18 protein-coding genes are annotated in these 18209 nt (G+C 46.7%); 2 read left to right on the top strand and 16 right to left on the bottom strand.

Annotated features, from left to right (window positions below):
* Positions 1-39: 39 nt before the first annotated feature.
* Entirely contained in the window at positions 40-288 is a 249-nt protein-coding gene (locus tag IRJ25_RS07385; RefSeq protein WP_012726118.1) for a hypothetical protein, read from the bottom strand.
* A 94-nt stretch (positions 289-382) separates the two neighbouring features.
* On the opposite strand from IRJ25_RS07385, the gene IRJ25_RS07390 reads away from it, so the two are divergent.
* Positions 383-670 (top strand): hypothetical protein, encoded by a 288-nt coding sequence (locus IRJ25_RS07390; protein WP_269318036.1) that lies wholly within the window; start codon positions 383-385, stop codon positions 668-670.
* Positions 671-705: 35 nt separating this feature from the next.
* Here IRJ25_RS07390 and IRJ25_RS07395 read toward each other — a convergent pair whose 3' ends face one another.
* From IRJ25_RS07395 to recU, 8 genes are all read right to left on the bottom strand, one after another.
* Positions 706-1281 (bottom strand): NERD domain-containing protein, encoded by a 576-nt coding sequence (locus IRJ25_RS07395; RefSeq protein WP_159562155.1) that lies wholly within the window; start codon positions 1279-1281, stop codon positions 706-708.
* A gap of 19 nt (positions 1282-1300) precedes the next feature.
* Positions 1301-1597 (bottom strand): cell division regulator GpsB, encoded by a 297-nt coding sequence (gpsB, locus tag IRJ25_RS07400; protein ID WP_012726115.1) that lies wholly within the window; start codon positions 1595-1597, stop codon positions 1301-1303.
* Positions 1598-1601: 4 nt separating this feature from the next.
* Complete coding sequence (locus IRJ25_RS07405) at positions 1602-2147, bottom strand: DUF1273 domain-containing protein (RefSeq protein ID WP_047795387.1); 546 nt, start codon at positions 2145-2147, stop codon at positions 1602-1604.
* The gene (locus IRJ25_RS07410) at positions 2144-3307 is read right to left on the bottom strand and encodes a ribonuclease H-like domain-containing protein (RefSeq protein ID WP_214783067.1); all 1164 of its coding nucleotides are present in this window, start codon (positions 3305-3307) and stop codon (positions 2144-2146) included. Before IRJ25_RS07410 ends, IRJ25_RS07405 begins: the two co-directional genes overlap by 4 nt.
* Positions 3304-5553, bottom strand: a complete 2250-nt coding sequence (locus tag IRJ25_RS07415; RefSeq protein ID WP_269318037.1) for a DEAD/DEAH box helicase — start codon at positions 5551-5553, stop codon at positions 3304-3306. Before IRJ25_RS07415 ends, IRJ25_RS07410 begins: the two co-directional genes overlap by 4 nt.
* Before the next feature lie 17 nt (positions 5554-5570).
* Positions 5571-6131 (bottom strand): hypothetical protein, encoded by a 561-nt coding sequence (locus tag IRJ25_RS07420; protein WP_159562151.1) that lies wholly within the window; start codon positions 6129-6131, stop codon positions 5571-5573.
* 80 nt (positions 6132-6211) lie between these two features.
* Positions 6212-8836: a transglycosylase domain-containing protein gene (locus tag IRJ25_RS07425; protein ID WP_269318038.1), complete on the bottom strand. Its 2625-nt coding sequence runs from the start codon at positions 8834-8836 to the stop codon at positions 6212-6214.
* A gap of 20 nt (positions 8837-8856) precedes the next feature.
* On the bottom strand, positions 8857-9483 hold the full coding sequence (gene recU / locus IRJ25_RS07430; protein WP_015881499.1) for a Holliday junction resolvase RecU: 627 nt from the start codon (positions 9481-9483) through the stop codon (positions 8857-8859).
* A 356-nt stretch (positions 9484-9839) separates the two neighbouring features.
* On the opposite strand from recU, the gene IRJ25_RS07435 reads away from it, so the two are divergent.
* Positions 9840-10691 carry a DUF3800 domain-containing protein gene (locus IRJ25_RS07435; protein ID WP_035387865.1) on the top strand — a complete coding sequence of 284 codons (852 nt, stop codon included), beginning with the start codon at positions 9840-9842 and terminating at the stop codon, positions 10689-10691.
* A gap of 38 nt (positions 10692-10729) precedes the next feature.
* Here the strand turns inward: IRJ25_RS07435 and nth are convergent, their stop codons facing one another.
* The 7 genes from nth to dinG all read right to left on the bottom strand — a co-directional run bounded on the left by nth (position 10730) and on the right by dinG (position 18109).
* Complete coding sequence (gene nth, locus IRJ25_RS07440) at positions 10730-11389, bottom strand: endonuclease III (protein ID WP_214783055.1); 660 nt, start codon at positions 11387-11389, stop codon at positions 10730-10732.
* A complete protein-coding gene (locus IRJ25_RS07445) occupies positions 11389-11973 on the bottom strand; it encodes a DnaD domain-containing protein (RefSeq protein WP_015881496.1) in 585 nt (194 codons plus the stop codon). Before IRJ25_RS07445 ends, nth begins: the two co-directional genes overlap by 1 nt.
* A gap of 62 nt (positions 11974-12035) precedes the next feature.
* Positions 12036-13337, bottom strand: coding sequence for an asparagine--tRNA ligase (gene asnS / locus IRJ25_RS07450; RefSeq protein ID WP_159562147.1), 1302 nt, complete (start codon positions 13335-13337; stop codon positions 12036-12038).
* Between the two features lie 20 nt (positions 13338-13357).
* Positions 13358-14545 carry a pyridoxal phosphate-dependent aminotransferase gene (locus tag IRJ25_RS07455; RefSeq protein WP_264092434.1) on the bottom strand — a complete coding sequence of 396 codons (1188 nt, stop codon included), beginning with the start codon at positions 14543-14545 and terminating at the stop codon, positions 13358-13360.
* Between the two features lie 20 nt (positions 14546-14565).
* Positions 14566-15051, bottom strand: coding sequence for a hypothetical protein (locus IRJ25_RS07460; RefSeq protein WP_269318040.1), 486 nt, complete (start codon positions 15049-15051; stop codon positions 14566-14568).
* A complete protein-coding gene (locus IRJ25_RS07465) occupies positions 15048-15233 on the bottom strand; it encodes a YpmA family protein (protein ID WP_015881492.1) in 186 nt (61 codons plus the stop codon). The genes IRJ25_RS07460 and IRJ25_RS07465 overlap by 4 nt, the downstream gene beginning before the upstream one ends.
* A gap of 65 nt (positions 15234-15298) precedes the next feature.
* Complete coding sequence (dinG, locus tag IRJ25_RS07470; protein WP_264092432.1) at positions 15299-18109, bottom strand: ATP-dependent DNA helicase DinG; 2811 nt, start codon at positions 18107-18109, stop codon at positions 15299-15301.
* Positions 18110-18209 lie beyond the last annotated feature (100 nt).

An 18209-nucleotide genomic window follows, 5' to 3' on the forward strand; every position in this document is an offset into this window, starting at 1 on the left:
GAGAGCCCCACCGTATGGGTGAAGCTCTCCATGTCATGACTATTCAACGTTTACATATAGAATACCTGGTTTCGAGAGCGTCAAATCGTAAAACGCTTCAAACGCCTCGATGTCCTCTAGTTTTCGAAAATCGATTTGATCTGTCTCTTCATTTGGAATGGCCACGATGATACCTTCCTCTGTCGATTTGATCATGCCCGTTTGTCCGTTATGAATTCGAATATAGAGTACTTGCTGATTTTCTAGTAGTGAGATTGCCTCTCGTCTCGATTGAATCGGTTTTTTCATTTCATCCCTCTTTTCCATTTCAGTATACCGTTCGCTCCATATTGCTTTCAACTCGCCACACCATTAAACTTGTGTAAAGAAGGGGTTGAAGGCATTGGAAACATTATTGATCATCGCACTCGCCATTTTGTTTGTCATCTTGGTCACGATTCGAACAATTCGCAACTTGAAGTGGGTTCGTTTCGGTGAAGCATTCGGGAAACAAGGTGAAGAACTTTTAGGTGATTATCATTATTTGACCGAGCAGGGCATCACCTGTCGTGTGGAACAAGGACTACCGACCGGCAAACTATTAAAGCCGCTCGCAAAAAACTTGGACGATCGCGTTGCACTGTTCGTTCACCGAGATGATGCGGCAAAAGCAAGAGAGCTTTTAAAATAAGAAGAAGGCCGAATGATTGGTATTCGGCCTTCTTCTTATTTATGTACTTGTCGCTCAGAACAATAATAGGCGATTTGTTTGACGAGCGGCTCTGTCAACGTCTCAAGGTTCGTTTTACTGATCACCTGATCCACTAGAGCGAATGAATCTCCACAATTCGCCTTAATTCGTTCTAACTTCAATCGTTCCGTTTCCGGGAAAATTAAAAACGAATAGACGGGAATTGCTTGATTACACTCTTTTTTTAATCGTGACCGCACTTGTTTGGTCATCCGTTCTAATTCCGTGACAGGATGAGGATAAACCTGTTTCCACCCCATCGAGGTCTCGGTTCGACATTCCCGGTTCGTCATATGGACGGGGGCTGGAGTTCGATTTAACTGAATCAAGAATACGCCTTTAGGTCCGACGAGCACGTAATGAACGAGATCATCCCCTAATTTGACTTGCTCAATCATCATCCAATCAAATCGACATGTTTGTCTGATGTTTTCGACGAGACGATCTGTATAGCAGGTTGGTGCTTTCATCACTTCTTCTTTCACACGAAACAGCTTTTTTGTCTGTTGTTTGACTGGTTGTTTCTCCGTGGCCGTTAACACTTGCAACATGGACCCCACCCCCTATTCGTTATTCGCTTGGACCGACTTGCTTTCCAAAGACCGCTTTTTCGAGATTTGAAATTCGGCGTAACATGTCATAATTTGAGGCAACCGGCTGTGCTGGTTTAGCCGGTTCCGATACAGGCGCAGGTTCCCGTCGCAACGAGTCGTTTTCTTTTTGAAGACGCTCGATTTCTTTCGCCATTTTTTCATAATCGCGAATGACGACATCTAAAAATTGATCGACTTCTTCTTGTGAATAACCACGTAACGCCGTCTTGAATTCTTGTTTATAAATCGCTTCTGCTGTTAATTCCGTTTGCATCATATCACTCCCATTGTTGTTCCCATTGTTTTTCTTCTTCAATGACTCGTAAGTCTTCTTGTGTGATCAAGAAAACTTCCATGTTCGGCTTTCGCCGAGCCCCATCGACTAGAAACCGGGGACTTCCTTCCGTTTCTTCGTCATACAAGGTGATCAATCCTTCTGCTTTATCTAAAAAGAACGCCGTTTTTGCCCGTAGCTGACTCGGGTCTTCGTATGGACGCTGTGTCAGCGGCTCAAAAAAGTCTGCCTCGAGTTGCAGTTGCACAAATAGTTCTTGTTCGAACGGTTTATAGCGCTCATCCATGTTTAAGAACGGTGGAAATACAGCGATTTTAATCGGATATGTTTCTCTTAACTCTAACAATACTTGTCCGGCCCACAATTCACAACCATTCGTTCCACTAAATATGAACCATTCAGCACCTAATTCGATGACTTCAAGTATCTTTTTCCGGTAAGCTTCTTGAATGATTTCAATACCCGGATGATCCGCTTTGAAGATGCCGAGTTCATGAGGACGATATCCTGTGACGGCTACTACTTTCATGTTCGCTTCCTTTCTAGGCGAGCACGGCGATGTTCTAACGCATCTTTCTCGCGTTGCATCGTTTGACGTAACACCGTCCGCTTTTGATCAAGAATCTCTAACGCTCGCTCCGTGTAATCAATCGCTAAAGCCACGTCCTTTTGTTTATGCTCTGCATATTTGGCGAGTTCGACGTACCCTTCAATCGTATGAAGCGATTCAAACAGCGGAATGGCTTCCTCAAATCGTCCAGCTCGTTTTAATAACATCGCTTGCCGCATGATGGCACGCTTCGATGGACTCGGGAGTTGCTCAAACTCCCTCAGCGCTTGATCTTGTTCGCCAAGGTCATGTAGCCAGTGGGCACGTTCCTCTCCGAAATCAGTTACCGGGATCGTGACGAGTTGACTGAGACGCGTATACAAGGAGACCAGGCTTAAACAGTCCGCATGATGGTGCTCAAGGACCGGCAGCAATATTTCTGGATTCCGCTCTTTGACGTATTGAAAATAGTGCATCGGTGCCAAGAATCCAGGAAGGTCATCCGTTCGTTCATGACCAAAGTATGCTTCGACCGCTTTTAATGATACTGATTCTAGCCTCGGTTTTAACAATCGTCTTGCAGCGTGAAGTAAATCGACATGACCCACTGAAGGTAATTGTTTCACCCGTGATTTGACGAACGTGTGTCTCGTCTTGATTTGAGGCCAATCAAATGACTTCCCGTTATAGGTGACGAATCGTACCTCATCTCCGATGTCTTGCAAGAAATGATAGTAAAAGGCGGTTTCAAACGCCGGATGAGGTAGCACGTATTGAATCATTTCAAGTTGTTCCGCACGAATCCGCGCAAACCCGATTAAAAAAATCGACGTTCCAGACCCACGTAAACCGGTCGTCTCCGTATCCATGAACAGGACTTGGTCGGGGTCTAAGTCGACGGCGAAAAACGGATGCTCGGTTCGAGCCATCATCTGTCCTGCTTCTCCAAACTTGAAGTCATGATACACCTCATCAAGGGGATATGTCTTCCGGATCCGGACGCACCATTCCCCTTCGAACGTCAAGATCTCTCCACCTTGTCCCATCCACTTTTGCTGTTCCACTTCATCAGGGGTCGCAACACTAGCTTTTGGGGCAGGTTCGTTCGTTTTGATTAATCTAGATAGTTTAGCTTTCATATCGTTCCTTTCAATCCTTGCAACTGACGAATGACTTGCTGCTTGAAGTCACCGTATCCAACCATGCCGACACAACGGGGACATCCGCTCTCACACGGACAGTCGGATACCGTCCGTTCTGCCGCTTCAAGCACCATGTCTGCATCTTTAAAGAGCGCCTCGCTCAGCCCGATTCCTCCAGGATAGCGGTCATACAGATAGACGGTCGGCTTACTCGTATGTGTCGACTTCATCTGAATCGTTGTGAATAAATCGAGCGTATCACACATGAGATAGAGTGGTGCAAGCCGTCTCATCAAATCACTGACCGCTTCAAGTTGATCTTCGAGGTCCGCCTCCGAGTAGGCGAATCGCTCATCCAACGTGAACCATGTCGCTGTCGTATGCAGCTCTCGCTCCGGTAGATGAATCGGGCCCGACCCGATGTTCTCATGCGTCCCAAATTTTATTTTCTTGAACAAAGTGGCCATCGCGATGACCGATACCTCACCAAACGTCTTCGCTCCATCTGTCTTATTCTCTTCAAGCACCTTCAGTTCAACGGCTAAATTCGCATCTGTGTAGTAGTCGACGTCAACTCGGCGAACATACGCTTTCTTCTCCTCAAAATCGAGTTTTTCGACCTGATATTGCTCGGCTCCGTGCAAGTATATCGCTTCATCATGTAACAACGTCATGGCACTGAACGTGTCCATTTCACCGATGACTTGATGTTTTGCCGTCTGATCGACGATGACGACATTTTCTTGATCACTCGTCCGAAGCGAGATGTCATGGGCCGGGAATGAATCCGTCATCCAATAATATCTATCAGCCCGTTCATGCAAGACGTGAGCATCCGTCAAAAACTCTAATATATCTTCCGTGTCGACTGTTCCGAACCGCTCTCCCTTTTGAAACGGCAACTCAAAAGCGGCACATTTGATATGATCTACTAAAATAATCAAGTTATTCGGGTCAAGACGTGCCGCTTCCGGTGAGCGATTTAAAATCATGTCCGGCTGTTCGACGACGAGTTGGTCGAGTGATGACGAGGATGCGACAAATACAACGAGTGATTCTGAATGGCGCCGTCCGGCCCGGCCAGCCTGCTGCCATAAGGAAGCGACCGTTCCAGGATACCCATTCAGGACACACGCTTGCAGTTGGCCGATATCGACACCGAGCTCCAACGCGTTTGTCGAGACGACCGCCTTGATTTCCCCGTTCCGTAACCGCCGTTCGATTTCTCTACGCTCAGATGGAAGATAGCCGCCACGGTAACCGACAATAGACTTTGGTCCGAGCTCCCGACGCGTTAATTCCTGCAAATAGGTCAATAGCACCTCGACACGTACGCGTGACCGCGCAAATACAATCGTTTGAATGTTCGCTTCCACGAGCCTCGAGGCGATTCGTTTCGTCTCGAGCGTCGCGCTTCGACGAATTCCGAGTGCTTCATTGACGACAGGCGGGTTGTAGAACACAAGATGTTTCTTCCCTTGAGGTGCCCCGTTCCGATCGATTAAAACGACTTCTTCTTCCGTCAATAGCTCGGCAAGTTCAAGCGGGTTTGCAATGGTCGCTGAGGTCATGATCCATTTGGGATGACTGCCATAATAGGCACAGATTCGCTTCAAGCGTCGAAACACGTTCGCCACATGACTACCAAACACGCCACGATACGTATGGAGTTCGTCGACGACGATATATTCTAAGTTCTCAAAAAGACGAATCCATTTCGTATGATGAGGTAAGATGCCGGAATGTAACATATCCGGATTCGTGATGACGATATTCCCCGCATCGCGGACTTTTGTTCGTGCCGCAGGTGATGTGTCTCCATCATACGTGAAGCATCGTAAATTCCCTTCAAGGGCTTCGACCATCTCCATCAAGTCACTGTTTTGATCTTGCGCGAGTGCTTTTGTCGGGTAAAGATAAAGCGCACGGGCTGTTGGTTTTTCAATCATCTTGGATAGAACCGGTAAGTTATAACACAGTGTTTTTCCTGATGCCGTAGGTGTTACGATGACCGTCGAATGGCCAGCCGCCGTTTGTTTCACAGCCTCGGCTTGATGCGTATACAGCTGTTCAATTCCACGATTCTTAAGTACATTCACCAATTGTTCAGGCACCTGCTCTGGAATTGGGGCATATTGGGCCGGACGTGCATCGACCGTGTGCCAATGACGTACGTGGTTTGAAAAACCAGGATCATCTCTTAATTCTTTTATGATTTCTTCGACAGAGCGAGATTTTCGCATCTAGTCACCTTCTTTCATTACGCATTCGAAGGTGCAAGGTCCGCTACGACTTGTCGGATTTGATGAATCCGTTCATCTCGTACCACTCTCGATACAGCGGGCATCTGAAAGATGGCCATGTCTTTAAATGTAGCAGCGACATGCTCATTTTCTTCTTCGAGACGGAAGAGCGCATCTGAAAACAGACGTTGCGTCGACCGTCCGAACAAGACGATGGTATGTAGTTTCGTACATTTCGAATGAACCGCTAAAAGATGTTTGACGTAGCGTTGCACCGTTTTATAATAATCTTCGTTTGTTGAGATGAGTTGACGGTTGCCACGAAGAAGTTCTGGATAATAGGATTCTTCGCCCGTGAACATGGTCTCGACTCCGATTCGTTTCAAGTAAGCATGTCCGATTGCTTCGGCGACGGTTTGGTCCTGGATGAGACGCCCAAACGGTATGGACTCTTTTAAGAGCACATGTGAAAGCTTTAACCCGAGATGTCCACCGAGAGGCACGCCGAAATCATCGTCTTGCAGTCGATCCATGACAAGTAATACTTTCATCTTGCGTTTTAAAGAGAGTTGAACCATGCGTCACCATCCTGTTCCCTTTCTTTTCATTATAACAAAGTCAAACGAAAAACAGGGCGCACAATGTCGCCCTGCTCTCCTTAGTTATTCCCATTGTTTGAATTATTGTTTCCACGATTCGTGTCTGACGATTCACCATTGGATTGTCCCTCTAACGGAGTTCCTGAATCATCTCCGTCAGTTGGTTCGTCTGTACCTTCGCCAGAACCTTCATCCGTAGCCGGTTCATCAGGAGTTTGTTCGTCGGTGGTATCTTCGCCGTTTCCGTCTCCGTTACCATTCCCGTTTCCGTTATCATTCCCGTTCCCGTTATTTTCGTCTGATGGTTCATCTTCGGAATTCCCCTCATCAGTAGGGTTTTCCTCTTCTTCCGTCGGTTCCTCTTTCGGTTCAATCGAATAGCTCGCTTGTGCCGGTGCCGATTGCTGTTCTCCCGTCAACGGGTTCGACGCATTTGCGACAATAGTAAACGTTGTGTCTCCTTCGGCCAAGTTTGCAATATTCACACTCGTCTCCCCGGTCGTTCCGACGACTTGCTCACTTCCATCGGCTGACTTTTGTGTCACCGTGAACGTGATATCCGTATAACCATCGGCTTGTGCACCATCGAAATCGTATGACCATGAGACAGAACCGGTTTGACCTTCTTCATCGTAGTTAACACTTGCCCCAGTCGGAGCAACCAACTTCTCAGGTTGAAGATCTTTTGGTTTTGTTCCTTTTACATAAAGCTCATTACCAAGTGACAAGACTGAGTCTGGACGTTGGAATCGATCCGGTTGTCCCGTCGCATTCGTCACTTGTTGCATCATATATTCGAAATAGTATTGGGCATAGTCAGGATCGAACGAAGCGACTGTCGAATCTTTCGTTTTTCCTGTCCATACTGAGATTGAGTAATCCGTAGAATAACCAGTAAACCATTTATCTTTCGGATTTGTAGAGTTAGGCTCGTTCGTCGTACCCGTTTTACCTGCTACGTCCCATGGGAATGCGCCAGGTACATAAGTTCCACCTTCAGCACTCACAACATCACGAAGCATGTCTGTCAACATATACGCTGTATAATCTTCCATCGCTTGCTTGGCTTTAATCGGTGAATTAATACTTGAACCATCATTGAATTCAATTTTTTGAATCAAGTGCGGTTTTGTATACATCCCATTCGCACCAAGTGTTGCATAAGCTGCAGCCATCTGTGTCGTGCTCGCTTCTGCCGTACCTAAAGCATTAGATTCGTTGAGTTCATCGCCAGAATATGAAGGTTCGATTCCTACATTTTTAACGAACGATTCGATTGCTTCTTGTCCATACTCATCCCGCACTTCTTGGAAAGCACGAACTGCTGGCGTGTTCGCTGAAATTTTCAAGTATTGGCGCATCGTATTTGGTCCACGGAAACCTGAATAATAGTTATTCGGACTATATGTGCCATCTAATTTAGCGTCAAGCAACACTTTACCTGTCGACCACTGCCCATTTTCAATTCCAGGACCATAATCGAAAAATGGTTTAGCTGTCGATCCGATTTGATACTTCTCATTTGAGTAGTCACGATATGTGGTATCACCTTGCTTCGCCTGTTGACTGTCTACGATAGCTACAATTTCACCGGTCTTTGTATTCAAGACGGTTGCACCCATTCGTAAATCTTCAGGGAAACTACTTGTTTGTAAATTAACATTATTCGATTTAATATCACTGTTGAGTTTTGTGTGTAACTCTTTGTTGATTGACGTATAAACTTTCAAACCAGTCCCGTAAATATCTGACTGTTCAAGACCATAGTCCTCTTCTAACTCATTCAATACACGAGAGTAAATCGCACGTGTGAACGCTTCTTCTTCCTTCTCTTCACCTGGTGAGATGACGTCAGCAATGGCAACATCGAGTGCCTCATTGTATTGTTCCTCAGAAATATGTCCGTCACGTTTCATTGCAGACAAGACTTGCTCTTGACGGTAGCGAGTCAACTCCTGATCACCATTGATTGGATCGTAGGCACTTGGACGTTGCGGGAGACCTGCGAGAATCGCGGCCTCTTGATAATTGACCTCAGAGACCGGCTTATTGAAGTAACGTTTCGATGCGGTTTGCACACCGTATCCGCCACTACCGTAATAGTTTTTGTTCAAGTACATCTCTAAAATCTGTTCTTTCGTATACTCACGCTCGAGTTTGAGTGCGAGCCATTGTTCTTGAAGCTTACGTTTCAACTTCTTATCTGTCGAAAGGAACGACTGCTTGACCAATTGTTGAGTGATGGTCGATCCACCTTCTGCACCGAAACCCTCTGTCAAGTTGGCAACGACGGCTCCGCCGATTCGACGTAAGTCAATCCCGTTATGCTCATAGAAACGACGGTCTTCAATGGACACGACCGCTTGTTGCATCACTTCAGAGATGTCGTCGATGGAGACATACTCTCGAATCTGACCCGCCCCTTCGAGCGGTTCTCCTTCAGCCGAAAGCAACTGAATCGGATACGTATCGACAAGTTTGTCTTCATCTAGTTCTGGCGCCGTCGCAATGGCATATACCGTATATGCGCCGAATGCGATTACCGCAGCAATAAATAACATGAAACCTAATAAAAAGATGCGTTTCCACATCGGTTTCTTACTTTTCGTCTTTGGTTGTTTCCCAGTTTTTTTGCGTTTATTCGTCGTCGAATCTTGTCGACGTGCGACCCTACTTCGCTCCATTCATGGTTCACTCCTTCTATTCAATCGAGCCATTGATCGAGCACCGTCAAATAATCAATCGACGGCAAGGCTCTCGTCGGAACTTCAATCGCTTCCTTTTCGATAAAGCTGAGCGGAATCGATTTGCGCCCCGTTAACCGTTGTTCCCACCACTGAACAAGTTGCTCGGTGGTCAATACATATTGCGTATTATAGCGACTAAAGCGGATGATGACAAAACAAATCCCTCCATGACGTTCACACTCACGCATGTGGGCGATTTGGTGGTCATGAAAATTGCCGAGCGGAAACGATGTCTTATTATTCGTTTCTTTCGCTTCAAAGTCAATGTACCTACCACGATAAACACCGTTGTAATCGGTCGTAGATGCCTGTTTGAAATAGGCTTCCGTTACTTTGGCGGCACTTCGCTTTGGATAGTCGACTTTGACGATTTGGAGAGGGGTTGGTTTTTTGTGGATGACGGCTCGTTGATGAATCCGATAAAACTCATTCGTTTCATTTAACAGCGTCTCCAAGTTCATTCCGCGATTCGCATAGGTTTGAGAATTCGATGATTGCTTCGAAATTCCTTCCCCCTTTGTTGTCTTTGTCACGTTTGCCTTTTTACCGTTTGGATAATGGAACAATGTCGTCACCCCATACATACATATTAACAGGTCGGTCCACTCGTTCCTTCCGTCTCAGGTCTGATTGTCGACTTCTGTCGGTCGACACTTGTGTGGAATTACCGCAACACATATCGTACCAAACTCCCGTATGTTAAACTAGTATGTAAGCGATTGTGTATCCAAATTGAAAAGCTCTCGTTATGTATGATTCGATTGCTTTTCTATGATAATAGCACTTCTACTGTTTATCCAAGATGACACACCGATAAACCTCATTGATGTCATTCTAAAAAAAATGTGCAATATCTGTGCAATAGATTGACCAAATTATCATTTGGAAATAAAATAGGGTGCTTAAAGACGTTACTGTTAAGCCGTTTTGGAGGGATTGGATGGAAAGTGGAAAGAAGTATGTCATGTTCGTCGACGAAACAGGCACACCGAAGGGAAATACGCAATTTAACTTGACTGGCGTGCTGATGGAATATAAGTATTCAATCGATGCAGACGAGACTGGATTACCGTGTGAATTGAAACGACGTCTTCAGGCGTTCAAACGAGATGTGTTCAAAACGGAGCATATCCCACTTCATTTAAAAGAAATTTTAAAAGCGGAACATCCTTACGGAAAAGAAGATGGGATCACGATTGATATGTTGCGCGACTTTTGGGATAAACTCCCTGAATTTTTGCGAGGAATCGACTGTACAATCGTCAGTGTCGAGGTCGATAAACAAAAGCTTCATGACTTTTATTCGACGCCAAAAGATCCGTATGTCGTCGCATTCGCTCACCTGATGAAGTCATTCTATGCGTTTTTAGAAGAAACAGAGGCAGTAAGTGCCCGTGTCGTCCTGGAATCCCGAGACGATTATCAGAACTTACTGATTCAAAAAGCATTCTTTGATATTTTCAACTCAGGTACCGTTCATTTAGACGTCGAAAAGAGCCGTCAAAAAATTAAAGGCTTCATCTTCTCTGAGAAGCAGAACACGATGTATCAATCTGGCTTAGAAATCGCTGACCTCGTCTGTCTGCCACTTTCTCGCGTTCGTCGTGGCGTGATTGAAGTGAAACCACGGTTCGTCCATTATGGGGACGAGAACCGAATCTTTAAAGCCATTAAGGACAAAATTTACATCCGTAAAGAAAGTCCGGACCAAGATTTCCGAAACTGGGGCTTCAAAAAAGTGCCAATCACGAAAAAACGTCGCGAATGGAGCGACCATCCTTGGAATCATTAAGCAAAAACGCATCGACACATTGCGTGTCGATGCGTTTTTTATGTGGTGACTTTCTGTGACTTCATTCGTTTCTTTCCTTCACGGCACATATGCAACAGTGGGCATGCCTCACAGCCTGGGCGTTGTGCCTTGCAATGATATCGTCCGAAGAAGATGAATTGATGATGAAGTTGTGACCATTCCTCGCGTGGAAACTTTTTCATTAATGTATCCTCGACTTGTCGAACATTGTCTTTCCAGCGACAAATACCGAGACGCTTGGATACTCGTTCCACATGTGTGTCAACCGCAAACGCCGGTTCATGGAATGCAACAGAAAGGACGACGTTTGCTGTTTTACGACCGACTCCGGGGAGCGCCTCTAACGATGCTCGGTCAGAAGGGACAATCCCCCCATGCTCGTTCACAATTTTTTCTGAGAGTGCTTTTACATTCTTCGCTTTGTTACGGTACAGACCAATCCGTTTAATCAATGCCTCAATCTCAGACACGTCAGCCGCAGCCATCGCCTCGACAGACGGAAACGCTTCAAACAATCCTGGTGTCACCTTGTTGACGAGCGCATCCGTCGCTTGTGCGGAGAGCGCGACCGCGACGACCAATTCAAAGGGATTTTGATGCGTCAACTCGCAATGAGCGTCTGGGAACATCTGCTTCATCGTATCTGACACTTCCTGTAATTGTGCTCGCGTCAACATCACTTATTCCTCCGTTGATATTCCACGACATCCTCGAGCGATTCGACATGATGGTCTTGCCAAACGCGCAGGATTTTGTCCATGTATTTGAAGTTTCGCACGTTTCGAAGTTTCGCTTCACGAAGTGCGGCCATGATGAGTTCTTCGCTGAAGCCATCTTCCGTCATCCAGCCGACAATTTGTTCAATCTCGAACGGGGTGATCGTTCCAAATTCCCTCTCAAACGTATGAATGATATTCTCATTCAGTGTCTGCTGTGGCGCAACTTTCTCTTCCCCTTGTAACGCTTCGAAAAGTGGCAATAGGCTATATCGCTCGCCATCACTTGAAGCGTCAATCGCGATCAACTCTTTTTGCAACAGACCAAGTAGCACTGAGCGCGCCTCATTCTCTGAAACATTCAATCGTTTCCCTAGCTCACTCGGGAGCGGCATGACGATGCCTTCTCCAGTCATTTCTAGAAGATGGACGATCAGACTGAACTCGACGGGTGACAAATCGAGGCGTCTCGCATCGGTGAACAGCTTTCGTGGAATGACGACCGGACTTTGCTCGAATAATTGAATCAATTGATGTGCATCCATGTCGCACTTCCTTTCTAAGACACATTAATCGGGGAGGACATGGTGTCTTCCCCGATTAATCGTTAAGGGTGAATTCGGTTTAAAAGACGTGGGAACGGAATCGCTTCACGGATGTGCTCGATTCCACTGATCCATGCGACCGTACGCTCGAGACCAAGTCCGAAACCAGAGTGTGGGACCGAACCGTATTGACGAAGTTCAAGGTACCAATCATACGCATCCGTTTCGTCGAGACCTTCCTTGATGATCTCTTCTTTTAAACGATCGTAGTCGTCCTCACGTTGAGATCCCCCGATGATTTCACCATATCCTTCTGGTGCAATCAAGTCCGCACACAGAACAAGTTCTGGATTCTCAGGGTCTACTTTCATGTAGAACGGTTTGATTTCTTTTGGCCAATGCGTGATGAATACCGGCTGATCATGTGCGTTGGCAATCGCCGTCTCGTGCGGTGCACCGAAATCATCACCGTATTCGATGTCGTCGAATCCTTCTGCCTTCAAGAACTTGATGGCATCTTCGTAACGAACACGAGGGAACGGCGCTTGTACTTGTGCCAATTTCTCAAGGTCACGTCCAAGCAGTTCCAGTTCATTTTTACAGTTCGCAAGTGCTGCCTGTGCAATGTATGAGACGTATTGCTCTTGAATCTCAAGGTTCATGTCATGATCGACGAATGCCATCTCCGGCTCAATCATCCAGAACTCAATCAAGTGGCGACGTGTTTTTGATTTCTCCGCACGGAACGTTGGACCGAACGAGAATACTTTTCCGAGGGCCATCGCCGCTGCTTCCATATACAATTGACCCGTCTGAGAAAGGTAGGCTGATTGACCGAAATAATCTGTTTCGAACAATTCTGTCGTCCCTTCCGGAGCACTGCTCGTAAGGATTGGCGGATCGATTTTGACAAATCCTTCTTTGTTGAAGAATTCATATGTCGCACGAATGATTTCGTTACGAACTTTCATAATCGCGTGTTGGCGACGTGAACGGAGCCATAAGTGACGGTTGTCCATCAAGAATTCCGTTCCGTGTTCTTTCGGTGTGATTGGATAATCAATCGATTCCGCAATCACTTCTAAATCTGTCACTTCCAATTCAAATCCGAGTGGTGTACGTCCGCCATCAGATTTGACATTCCCTGTGACCCAAACCGAAGTTTCTTGAGTAATCCCTTTGGCTAACGTAAATAACTCTTCCGCCACGTCAGCTTTTACAACGACTGCTTGAGCAAAACCGCTTCCATCACGTAATTGAAGGAAAGCAATCTTACCACTTGAACGTTTATTGGCAATCCAGGCCCCTACACGGACCGATTGGCCTTCATAATCTTTAAATTGGTTAATCGAAATAGTTGTCATATTCTTTTCCATCCTTTCGCTTATCGAGCGTGCTTCGTAACGAATTCTTCTACTCGATCGAGCGCTTCTAATACGCGTTTTAATTCAGTTGCATAGGATAATCGTACGTAATCGTCTTGTCCGAAGCCCGAACCAGGCACAAGTGCCACGTTTGCTTCTTCAAGAACAGCTTCACACCAAGCATCGACGGTGTCATAGCCACTTTCTGTGGCCGCGACCTTCGCATTGGCATATAAGTAAAATGCACCTTGTGGCTTCAAACAAGTGATGCCAGGGATTTTGACGAGACGGTCGTAGACGATTTCAAGTCGTTCCTCGAACGATTGACGCATCATTTCCACATCTTCTTGTGGTCCATTGTACGCTTCTACCGCAGCCGCTTGTGCGACAGATGTCGGGTTTGATGTCGAGTGTGAGGCCAAGTTCGTCATCGCGCCGATGATTTTTGCATCACCAACGGCATACCCGATTCGCCAACCTGTCATCGCGTGAGATTTCGATACCCCATTGATGATGATTGTCCGCTCACGCATATTCGGAAGGGTCGCAATCGATACGAACGACGCATCACCGTAAATCAATTTTTCATAAATTTCATCGCTAACGACGAGAAGATTATGGCGAAGAATGACATCGGCGAGTGCCTGTAGCTCCTCTTTCGTATAAATCATTCCCGTCGGATTAGATGGGCTGTTCAAAATGACGGCCTTTGTACGAGCTGTAATCGCATTCTCGAGTTGCGTTGGCGTCAATTTAAATGACGTCTCTTCATTCGTGTCGACCAAGACGGGTTCTCCGTCCGCCAATTTGATTTGTTCCGGGTAACTGACCCAGTATGGGGCTGGGACAATCACTTCGTCCCCTTCATCTAAAATAGCTTGGAACAGAGCGTATAGGGCATGTTTCGCACCTGAAGCCACCATTACCTCGTTGCGTTCGAACGACAATCCACTATCGCGTTTCGTCTTTTCAATGATGGCATCTTTCAACGCGACTGTCCCGCCAGATGGCGTGTATTTTGTGTCTCCATCTCGAGCGGCTTGACAAGCAGCGTCGATGATTCGTTCTGGTGTGTTGAAATCAGGTTCACCCGCGCCGAGACCAATGACATCTTTGCCTGAAGCTTTCAGTGCCTTCGCCTTAGCTGTAATCGCTAAGGTAGTCGATGGTGTGAGTTGTTTTACACGTTTCGCTAATAGATGTTCCATCATAATCCCCCTCTAATTCATTACATTTGATCGGTCAATTGGACCCGTCGAATAAATTCTCCGGTCTGAAGCGTATAGTACGAATACGTATAAGACGCATCCGCTTTCGTGACCACTTCGATGAGTGCCCGTTCGTCAAAACCAACCTTACAGCTGACCAGTTGTCCGCCTGTCTCCTCAACCGACTTCGAACAGACGTCAGTAGCGTCCACTTCACCGATTTCTCGTTGCTCGATCTTCAGCTTTTTATCCAATGGGACAAACCAAATGGACTTCCCGTCTACTTCTGGGAAGACGACATATGCCTCTGTCCCATTGAACAGTTCTCCCTGACCCACTCTCGCGTCTGGAAATTCTTCAGTCAATCGTGCCATCGCCGTTTCGACGAGCTTTTCTTTTTGATTCTCTGTATGACCGATGGTGAATCGATACATCACGCTAAAGACAAGGACGACACCAATCAGTGCCGCCAGTAATGAGACGATCCATTTTGCCTTTCTGGTCATTCTGTACGATAGATGGTGAAGACCATCTCTTCCTTCTTCGGATCATTCACTTTCTTCTCAAGTGACAAACCGAACATTAAATCCTGACTCTTTAAGGTCCGATTCAATAAGTCGACAATTTTGTAGACGTCCGCAGTCGGTTCGATGCGCACGCTCGCCAGTGTCTCAATATTCGAGTTCATATTGACTCCTCCTCTAAAAACACTATACGTATCATTATAAAACGATAATATCGTGATGCCTAGCGTTATCTGTCATTTCGTGCCACAGACTTTTCCTTCTCGTCTAAGAACAACTCTAACTCGGATAACGACGTTTCAAGCGTACCTTCAATCCGGTCAACTTTAGGCAAGCTGTTGATGAACTGTTTGCCGTAACGTGTCGTCTCCACACGACGGTCGAATACGAAGACGGCACCATAATCCCCTTTCGATCGAATCAATCGACCGACACCTTGTTTGAAGCGAATAACCGCTTGGGGCAGGGATAACTCAAAGAATGGTGACTTACCCGTCGCTTCAATTTTCTCAGAACGTGCTTGCATGATCGGCTGATCGGGCGGTGCAAACGGAAGCCTTACGATGACAAGGCATGTCAACGCCTCCCCTGGAATATCGACACCTTCCCAAAAGCTTGCTGTCCCAAAGAGAATCGACTGTTCCATCCGTTTGAACTGTTTCGTCAAGCGGCTACGAGAGCCGCCGCTCACACCCTGTGCGAGAAGTGTATAAGACGGGTCAAGATGGTCTTTGACTTGTTCGTAAGTGAGGCGAAGCAATTCGTTCGATGTGAACAAGACGAGCATCCTCCCTTTCGTCACGTTCGCAATTTGGACAATCGACTGGGCCGTCTGGTCGACGAACTGAGGAAGCGGCACTTCATTGATCAATGGGAAGTCCGACGGTACAAACAGTTTGGCCTGGTCTTTGAAGTTGAATGGTGACGGTAATACGACTCTTCGGACCGGTTCTCCTTCTAATCCGAGGCGTCGTTCCATAAAGCTGAACTTCCCTGAGACCGTCATCGTCGCCGATGTTAAAATCGTTGGTCGCTTCTTAAACAGACGTTCGTGTAACAACGGTCCGATTTCGACGGGCTGCGTGTATACCGAGGTCAATTTCCGATTCCCTAAATTCAGTTCGACCCAGCTGACCGCATCATCGTCGCGCGTCAACATCGTCTCATAGATGACACTCTCGAGTTCACGCACGTCTCCAATCAACGTTTTTAAGTCACCAAGAAGTGCGCGTTGTTTGAATGTCATATGTTCTTTACGCTCATCGAGCAGTCGATGGAGGTGTCGGAGTGACGTCCGCAACGTCCGCAGTTTGTCCTCGAGTCGATTGGCCACTTCTCGAATTGGTCTAAACGTTGCACCTTCCCGCTCGAAACGAACCGTTTGTCGAGGTTCTTTTTTCTTACCTAACGATTGAAGGGACGTCAGAAGGTCTTCGAGTTCTTCCTCGACCCTTGCAAGAGCCGAATCAATTTGTTGACTGAATGCCTCCGCTTCTTCGGTTACGGATGTCAAATCGGCTAGCTGAATGATGCGAGAATGGAATTTGCCATCTGCTCCGTAGCCGAACCATTTGAAGAGGCGGTCAAATTGAATCGCATCAAATGTCACACCGAAATGATGAGAGGCCACTTCCTCGACTTGATGAGCCTCGTCTAATACGAGAGGTGTGTCCGTCGGTAAAATGCCTGCCTGATGCTGTAAATCCGAGAACAGTAAAGCATGATTGGTCACAATCAGGTCCGCTTCTTTCGAGCGCAACACGGCTTTCGTGAAAAAGTCACGGCTATACCATGGGTCGAATCGACCAAAATCATTAGAAGCATCTGCTTGAATCAAACGCTTGAACGAAGCAGGACCTTGTGTCGCAGATCCCGGGAATGAGAGTTCCTCTAAATCTCCGGTCTCGGTTTCTGTGAGCCAGACGAGTACCATCGCTTTACACATCGATGCCAAAAGACCGTCATTTGATTCGTCGAGCACCATCTCGAACTTACGCAAATCGATATAATTGCGTCTCCCTTTCAACAACGTGAATTCGATCTCAGGAAAAATCTGACGAAGAACAGGTAAGTCTCGATTTAACAACTGTTCTTGCAATTGAATGGTATGCGTACTAATGACGACCGGGCGTTTCGTCTCGAGGGCATGGTGGGCACTCGGAATCAAGTACGCAAGCGTCTTACCCGTTCCCGTACCCGCCTCGACTAATAATGTTTCCTCATCGTCTAACGCTTTATAGACGTGACGCATCATTTCGAATTGACTCTGTCTCGGTTCAAACTGCTCAAACAGTGAAGGGAGTGTCTCTTCGATCGTCCGCAAAAGGAACGGCTCGAATGGTTCACGTTCTGTCGTCGGGACGAAGGCATCCACCGGTCGCCTTAACGCAATTTTGCGGTGGATATCAAAACGTGTTTCGTCGTCTGGACGGATCCCGACCTCAAGGATCATCTCATCGAGTAACGGTTCGATATGACTCGTCCATGACTCAGATAACTCTCGAAGTCGTTTCAGCGTCACCATCGGTAAATCGCGTAAACGGTCGAGCATCCGGATGAAGAGCTCGGCTGTCGCCTCTGCGTCACTGAGTGCCCGATGTGCGTCTGTATGTACGAGGTCAAACGTATCCGATAGCGCTTCTAACGCATGGCTCTCTAAAGTCGGATACAAGATGCGGGCCAATTCGACAGTATCAATGGCTCTCCCTTGAAACGCAAGATAACCCGCTTGTTCAAGACTCTCATTTAAAAAAGTTAAATCAAATGCGACGTTATGCGCGACAAACACCCGTCCATCTAGCATTTTCCAAATGTCGGGAATCACATCTTCAAATGTAGGTGCATCACTTACATCTTCGTCACTAATCGTTGTCAATTGCGTAATAAAAGGTGGGATTGGTCGACTCGGTCGAATCAAGGTGCTGTAGCGCTCTATCACTTCACCCTCTTGTACGACGACCGCCGCAAACTCAATCAATTCATCTCCGGACTTAACGGAATGACCCGTAGTCTCTAAATCCACAATCACATACGTGTCCATAACATCCATCCCATCTTTGGCACGCTCGTGCTTTCTGTCTGTCTCATCTTACCATAGAACGAATAACGAAAAAACGGGGATGCCTCTGCCGACACCCCCG

Source organism: Exiguobacterium sp. KJ 601 (assembly GCF_027161185.1).
Taxonomy (GTDB): Bacteria; Bacillota; Bacilli; order Exiguobacteriales; family Exiguobacteriaceae; genus Exiguobacterium; species Exiguobacterium profundum.

What these genes read in the sequence shown, in the direction of transcription:
- IRJ25_RS07465 (WP_015881492.1), bottom strand. Translation starts at nt 15,233, where the DNA reads ATGAACTCGAATATTGAGACACTGGCGAGCGTGCGCATCGAACCGACT.
- IRJ25_RS07415 (WP_269318037.1), bottom strand. Translation starts at nt 5,553, where the DNA reads ATGCGAAAATCTCGCTCTGTCGAAGAAATCATAAAAGAATTAAGAGAT.
- IRJ25_RS07445 (WP_015881496.1), bottom strand. Translation starts at nt 11,973, where the DNA reads ATGGATGCACATCAATTGATTCAATTATTCGAGCAAAGTCCGGTCGTC.
- dinG (WP_264092432.1), bottom strand. Translation starts at nt 18,109, where the DNA reads ATGGACACGTATGTGATTGTGGATTTAGAGACTACGGGTCATTCCGTT.
- IRJ25_RS07385 (WP_012726118.1), bottom strand. Translation starts at nt 288, where the DNA reads ATGAAAAAACCGATTCAATCGAGACGAGAGGCAATCTCACTACTAGAA.
- IRJ25_RS07420 (WP_159562151.1), bottom strand. Translation starts at nt 6,131, where the DNA reads ATGGTTCAACTCTCTTTAAAACGCAAGATGAAAGTATTACTTGTCATG.
- recU (WP_015881499.1), bottom strand. Translation starts at nt 9,483, where the DNA reads ATGTATGGGGTGACGACATTGTTCCATTATCCAAACGGTAAAAAGGCA.
- asnS (WP_159562147.1), bottom strand. Translation starts at nt 13,337, where the DNA reads ATGACAACTATTTCGATTAACCAATTTAAAGATTATGAAGGCCAATCG.
- IRJ25_RS07425 (WP_269318038.1), bottom strand. Translation starts at nt 8,836, where the DNA reads ATGGAGCGAAGTAGGGTCGCACGTCGACAAGATTCGACGACGAATAAA.
- IRJ25_RS07460 (WP_269318040.1), bottom strand. Translation starts at nt 15,051, where the DNA reads ATGACCAGAAAGGCAAAATGGATCGTCTCATTACTGGCGGCACTGATT.
- IRJ25_RS07395 (WP_159562155.1), bottom strand. Translation starts at nt 1,281, where the DNA reads ATGTTGCAAGTGTTAACGGCCACGGAGAAACAACCAGTCAAACAACAG.
- gpsB (WP_012726115.1), bottom strand. Translation starts at nt 1,597, where the DNA reads ATGCAAACGGAATTAACAGCAGAAGCGATTTATAAACAAGAATTCAAG.
- IRJ25_RS07435 (WP_035387865.1), top strand. Translation starts at nt 9,840, where the DNA reads ATGGAAAGTGGAAAGAAGTATGTCATGTTCGTCGACGAAACAGGCACA.
- IRJ25_RS07410 (WP_214783067.1), bottom strand. Translation starts at nt 3,307, where the DNA reads ATGAAAGCTAAACTATCTAGATTAATCAAAACGAACGAACCTGCCCCA.
- IRJ25_RS07405 (WP_047795387.1), bottom strand. Translation starts at nt 2,147, where the DNA reads ATGAAAGTAGTAGCCGTCACAGGATATCGTCCTCATGAACTCGGCATC.
- nth (WP_214783055.1), bottom strand. Translation starts at nt 11,389, where the DNA reads ATGTTGACGCGAGCACAATTACAGGAAGTGTCAGATACGATGAAGCAG.
- IRJ25_RS07455 (WP_264092434.1), bottom strand. Translation starts at nt 14,545, where the DNA reads ATGGAACATCTATTAGCGAAACGTGTAAAACAACTCACACCATCGACT.